5 protein-coding genes are annotated in these 5,087 nt (G+C 71.4%); all 5 read left to right on the forward strand.

Features of this window, described 5'->3' with window-relative positions; genetic code table 11:
* Nucleotides 1-489: amino acid ABC transporter permease (locus CCN56_RS39945; RefSeq protein ID WP_143664819.1), on the forward strand; the 489-nt coding region annotated here is incomplete at its 5' end.
* Complete coding sequence (locus CCN56_RS39950) at nt 486-2,291, forward strand: FAD/NAD(P)-binding domain-containing protein (protein ID WP_086832469.1); 1,806 nt, start codon at nt 486-488, stop codon at nt 2,289-2,291. The genes CCN56_RS39945 and CCN56_RS39950, both read left to right, overlap by 4 nt.
* A 46-nt stretch (nt 2,292-2,337) precedes the next feature.
* Nucleotides 2,338-3,225 (forward strand): amino acid ABC transporter permease, encoded by an 888-nt coding sequence (locus tag CCN56_RS39955; protein ID WP_107484316.1) that lies wholly within the window; start codon nt 2,338-2,340, stop codon nt 3,223-3,225.
* Nucleotides 3,222-4,049 (forward strand): amino acid ABC transporter ATP-binding protein, encoded by an 828-nt coding sequence (locus CCN56_RS39960; RefSeq protein ID WP_256962434.1) that lies wholly within the window; start codon nt 3,222-3,224, stop codon nt 4,047-4,049. The genes CCN56_RS39955 and CCN56_RS39960 overlap by 4 nt, the downstream gene beginning before the upstream one ends.
* A gap of 30 nt (nt 4,050-4,079) precedes the next feature.
* Entirely contained in the window at nt 4,080-5,054 is a 975-nt protein-coding gene (locus CCN56_RS39965; protein ID WP_086832470.1) for an ABC transporter substrate-binding protein, read from the forward strand.
* Nucleotides 5,055-5,087 lie beyond the last annotated feature (33 nt).

A 5,087-nucleotide genomic window follows, 5' to 3' on the forward strand; every position in this document is an offset into this window, starting at 1 on the left:
GTCCAGCTGCTCTTCTGGTTCAACATCGGCGTGCTCTACCCGCAGATCCTCGGCGTGAACACGGTCAACCTCCTCGGCCCCGTCGCCGTCGCCGTCATCGGCCTGACCCTGCACGAGGCCGCCTACGCCGCCGAGGTCGTCCGCGGCGGCATCCTCTCCGTCGACCGGGGCCAGATCGAGGCCGCCCAGTCCCTCGGCCTCGGCCGGTGGCGCCGGCTCACCCGGATCGTGCTGCCGCAGGCCATGCGCGCCATCGTCCCGCCCGCCGGGAACATGCTGATCGGCACCCTCAAGGGCACCTCGATCGTCTCCGTCATCGCCGTGCAGGACCTGCTCTACTCGACCCAGCTCGTCTACCACCGCACGTACGAGGTCATCCCGCTGCTGCTCGTCGCCACGCTCTGGTACGTCGCCGTCACCTCGGTCCTCTCCGTCGGCCAGTACTACGTCGAGCGGCACTACGCCCGCGGAACGGCCGGTGCCCGATGAGCACGAGCCCCTCCCTCGTGATCGTGGGCGCCGGGCCGCGGGGGACCGGCTTCCTCGAACGGCTCGCCGCCAACCTGCCCGAGCTGTACGGCGACGGGCCCCTCGACGTCCACCTCGTCGACCCGCATCCGCCGGGACCCGGCCGGATCTGGCGCACCGCGCAGTCCCCGCTGCTCTGGATGAACTCCCAGGCCGAGGACGTCACGATGTTCACCGACGAGAGCGTGGACCTCGAAGGGCCCGTCCTCCCCGGACCCACCCTCGCCGAATGGGCCGGCATCGACGGCCGCACCTTCCCCACCCGCCCCCAGCAGGGCGCCTATCTGCGCTGGGTGTACGAGCGGGCCCGCGCCGCCCTGCCCGCCACCGTCACCGTCCACGAGCACCGCACCACCGCCCTGCGGATCGGCGGACCCCGCGACGGACGCCAGCGGGTCTGGCTGGAGGGCACCGCCGTGCCCCTCCTCGCCGACCTCGTCGTCCTCACCGTCGGCCACCTCGACGCCGAACCCGACCGGGAACAGCGGGAACTCGCCGACTTCGCCGCCCGCCACCGACTCGTCCACCTCCCGCCCGACTTCACCGCCGACACCGACCTCACCGCCCTCCCCGCAGGCGAACCCGTCCTCGTCCGCGGCTTCGGCCTCGCCTTCGTCGACCTGATGGTCCTGCTCACCGAAGGCCGCGGCGGACGGTACGAAGGGGAGGGCGACGAGCTCGTCTACCTGCCCTCCGGCAAGGAGCCGGTCCTGCACGTCGGATCACGCCGGGGCGTCCCGTACCACGCGAAGATCGGCTACGTCCTCGACGGCGAACGGCCGCCGCTGCCCCGCTTCTTCGGCACCGAGCAGACCGACGCCCTGCTCCGGCGCACCGGACCGATCGACTTCCGTCGTGATGTGTGGCCGCTCATCGACAAGGAACTCGGCTGGGCCCACTACCACCGGCTCTTCTCCACCCACCCCGAGCGGACCGCGCTCGCCCGGAGCGACTTCGAGAAGGCCTACGAGGAGGCGCCGCCCCGCGGGGCCGAGCTCGCCGCGCTCGTCGCCGCCGCCGTCCCCGACCCCGCAGACCGGCTCGACCTCGACGCCCTCGACCACCCCCTCGACGGCATCCGCTACGACTCCGCCGAAGCCCTCCAGGAGGGCCTGCGCGACTACATCACCGCGGACGTGACCCGCCGCCACGACCCCGCCCACAGCCCCGACGCCGCCGTCTTCGCCGGCCTGCTCTCCGTCTACGGCCAGCTCCTGCGGCTCGGCAAGCGCCTCGACCCCGGCGGCTGGTGGCACGGCTTCTTCAGCTACCTCGCCTCCGGGCCGCCGGGACCCCGGCTGCGGCAGCTCCTCGCGCTCTCCCGCGCCGGCGTCGTCCGCTTCCTCGGCCCCCAGGTCAGAGTCGAGGCCGACGAGCGACGCGGCCTGTTCCGCGCCGCGTCCGCCGCCGTACCGGGGGAGTGGACCGAGGCCCGCGCCCTCGTCGAGGCCCGGATCCCCGACCCCACCCTGGAGCTCAGCGGCAGCCCGCTCCTCCGCGCCCTGTACGAGGAGGGGACCCGCGCCACCGCCGGCGGCCTCCTCGTCGTCGACCCCGTCGACGGCCGGATCCTGGAGCACGACGGACGCCCGCACCCGCGCCGCTTCGCCCTCGGACCGCACACCACCGCCCGCACCGGCAGCGCCTTCACCCGGCCCCGTACCGGCGGGGTCGCCTTCGGGCAGAACGACGTCACCGCGCGGACCGCCCTCGCCTTCCTGCGCGACCGGGAGTGTCGGCTCCCCGCCCCGCTGAGCGCCTGACCCGCGCCGCACCTCCCGCCGCCCGATCCTTCTCCGAGGAACCGCCATGTCTCTCACCAGCGATCCGCCCGTCGCCGACCCCGTGACGAAGGAGCCGGAGCCCACCGCGCCCGCACTCGTCGTCGTACCCGTGCGTCACCCCTGGCGCTGGGCGGCCGTCGCCGCCACCGCCGTCCTGCTCGTCCAGTTCGCCCACGGGCTCGTCACCAACCCCGGCTGGGAATGGGACGTCTTCGCCGCCTTCTTCACCACCGAGACGATCCTCCACGCCGTCTGGATCACCCTCCAGCTCACCTTCTACGGCACCGCGCTCGGCTTCGCGATCGGCATCGTCCTCGCCTTCATGCGCCTGTCCGCCAGCCCGTTCCTGCGGGCGGTCGCCTTCGGCTACATCTGGGCCTTCCGCTCCATCCCGCTCATCGTCCAGCTGCTCTTCTGGTTCAACCTGGCCTACCTCTACGAGGAACTGAGCATCGGCATCCCCTTCGGGCCGAGCTTCCTCTCCTTCGACACGATGGGCCTCGTCGGCGAGATGAGCGCCGCCGTCCTCGGGCTCGCCCTCCACCAGGCGGCCTACGCGGCGGAGATCGTCCGCGGCGGCGTACTCGCCGTGGACGAGGGCCAGTTGGAGGCCGCGGCCTCCCTCGGCATCCCCAGGCTCCGGCAGGTGCGGCGGATCGTGCTGCCGCAGGCGATGCGCTCGATCCTGCCCAACGCCGCCAACGAGATCATCTCGCTCTTCAAGGGCACCTCGATCGTCTCCGTCATGGCGATCGGCGAACTCTTCTACCAGGTCCAGGTCGTCTACGGCCGCAACGGACGCGTCGTCCCGCTCCTCATGGTCGCCACCGCCTGGTACGTCCTGCTCACCACCGTGCTCTCCGTCGTCCAGCACTACGTCGAACGCCACTACGCGAAGGGGAGCGTCCGATGAGCTCCGTCACCAAGACCGCCGTCCCCGCCGCCGTCCCCGCCGAGGCCGTCGGCGGGACCGCCGCCACCGCCAAGGTCGAGATCCGCGCCGTCCACAAGCGCTTCGGCGCCCTCCACGTCCTGCGCGGCATCGACCTCGACGTCCGGGCCGGCGAGGTCACCGTCGTCCTCGGCCCCTCGGGCTCCGGCAAGTCCACCCTGCTGCGGACCATCAACCACCTGGAGAAGGTCGACAGCGGCACGGTCGGCGTCGACGGCGTCCTCGTCGGCTACCGCCGCTCCGGGAACAAGCTCTACGAGCTGCGCGAGCGCGAGATCCTCAAGCAGCGCACCCGGATCGGCTTCGTCTTCCAGAACTTCCACCTCTTCCCGCACCTCACCGTCCTCGAGAACATCGTCGAGGCGCCCGTCTCGGCCCTGAAGCGGCCCCGCAAGGAAGCCGAGGCCACGGCCCTGGCCCTGCTCGAACGCGTCGGCCTCGCCGACAAGGCGGCGGCCTACCCCAAGCAGCTCTCCGGCGGACAGCAGCAGCGGGTCGCCATCGCCCGCGCGCTCGCCCTGGAACCGAGCCTGCTCCTCTTCGACGAGCCGACCTCCGCGCTCGACCCCGAACTCGTCGGCGAGGTCCTCGACGTCATCAAGGACCTGGCCGCCTCCGGCACCACCATGATCGTCGTCACCCACGAGATCGGCTTCGCCCGCGAGGTCGCCGACACCGTGGTCTTCATGGACGAGGGCCGGATCGTCGAGCAGGGCTCGCCGGCCGAGGTCCTCGACAGCCCCCGCCACGAGCGGACCCGCGCCTTTCTTTCCAAGGTTCTCTGACCCCCCCTCAGCCAAAGGAGCAGTACCGCCATGAAGACCCGTCGTACCGTCCTCGCCGCCCTCGCCTCGCTCACCGCCCTCGGAGTCCTCACCGCCTGCGGCTCCGGCGACGCCGCCGTCGGCGAGATCAAGCCGGAGGGCCAGAAGGACACCGGCATCAACATCGGCCCCGACCAGAACCGCATCCACACCGCCAAGGTCGACACGATCGCCGGCAAGCTGCCGGAGGCCGTCCGCAAGAGAGGCACCCTGCTCCTCGGCGTCTCCGCCAACAGCAACCCGCCGCTCGCCTTCCGCGCCACCGACGACAAGACGCTGATCGGCGTGGAAGTCGACCTCGCCACCCTCGTCGCCGACACCCTCGGTCTGAAGCCCGAGTTCAACCCGGTCTCCTGGGAGAACCTCTTCGTCGGCCTGGACAGCGGCAAGTACGACGCGGTCTTCTCCAACGTCACCGTCACCGAGGAGCGCAAGGACAAGTACGACTTCGCCACCTACCGCCTCGACGACCTCGCCTTCGAGGCGAAGAAGGGGTCCGGCTGGACGGTGAAGGGCCCCGAGGACGTGTCGGGCAAGCGGATCGCCGTCGGCAGCGGCACCAACCAGGAGAAGATCCTCGTCGACTGGTCCAAGCAGAACGAGAAGGCCGGCCGCAAGCCCGTCGAGATCAAGTACTACAACAACGCCTCCGACTACTACCTCGCCCTCCAGTCCGGCCGGATCGACGGCTACCTCGGCCCCAACCCCGCCGTCGCCTACCACGTGGCCGCCGACGGGAAGACCGAGGCCGTCGGCAAGTTCTCCGGGGCCGGTGCAGGACTCCAGGGCAAGATCGCGGCCACCACGAAGAAGGACAGCGGCCTCGTCGCCGCCTACGCCGCCGCCATCGACCACCTCATCGAGAACGGTACGTACGCACAGGTCCTCAAGCGGTGGGGGCTGAGCACGGAGGCCGTGCCGAAGTCGGAGATCAACCCGCCCGGGCTGCCCCGCACCAAGAACTGACCCGCGTAGCCCTCGGGCGGGTTGATCTCCGAC

Source organism: Streptomyces sp. NRRL B-24572 (assembly GCF_002156145.1).
Taxonomy (GTDB): Bacteria; Actinomycetota; Actinomycetes; order Streptomycetales; family Streptomycetaceae; genus Streptomyces; species Streptomyces vietnamensis.